Source organism: Actinomadura sp. 7K534, assembly GCF_004348575.1.
Taxonomy (GTDB): domain Bacteria; phylum Actinomycetota; class Actinomycetes; order Streptosporangiales; family Streptosporangiaceae; genus Spirillospora; species Spirillospora livida.
On the sequence record NZ_SMKB01000525.1, the window covers coordinates 1 to 787 of the forward strand.

The 787-nt window shown below is 66.2% G+C and carries 1 pseudogene; it reads right to left on the minus strand.

From position 1 onward, the window contains the following. Positions 1–787 (minus strand): annotated as a pseudogene (locus E1266_RS37540) (polyketide synthase dehydratase domain-containing protein); the annotation flags it as partial.

Sequence of the window (787 nt, forward strand, 5' to 3'; positions counted from 1 at the left end):
AGGGTGCCGGTGGCGTGGCAGGTCCAGGGCTGCTCGTCGGCGTCGCCATCGTCGGAGCGTGAGTGGATGGTCAAGGCTCGGTGACCGTTGTCGTCGGGTGCCTGGAGCGTGACCTGGAGTCGGAGCGGTGTACCGGCTCGCAAGGTCATGGGGGCCTGGAGCGTGAGCTCTTCGATGTGAGGTGTGCCGGTGTGGTCGCCTGCATGGATGGCGAGTTCGAGGTAGGCGGTGCCGGGGAGGACGGGCACGCCGTTGACGGCGTGGTCGGCGAGCCAGGGGTGGGTGTCCAGGGACAGGCGCCCGGTGAACACGGTGGTCTGCTCGTCGGCGAGCGTCACGCAGGCGCCGAGCAGCGGATGGCCGCCCGTCTCCAAACCGGCTGAAGTGACGTCGCCCGCTCCGACCTGTGCCTTCACCCAGTAGCGCTGTCGCTGGAACGCATAGGTGGGCAGGACCACTGGTGTCGTGGGACGCGGGACGCCCAATTCATCGAGGACCCGTGGCCAGTCGAGTTCGGTGCCGAAAGCGTGCAGGCGCCCGAGCGCTGAAAGAAAAGTGGGCAGCTCCTGGTGGCCGTCGCGCAAAGTCGGCGTGACGACAACGTCCTCGGCAGGTACACCCAGATCGGCGAGCGTGCCGTGAATTAGCGGGGTGAGTGTGGGGTGTGGGGTGATTTCGAGGTAGGTGGTGGTGTTGTTTTGGTGGAGGGTTTGGATGCTTTGGGTGAAGTGGACGGGTTGGCGGATGTGTTGGGTCCAGTAGTGGGGGGTGGTGATGTGGTGGGGGT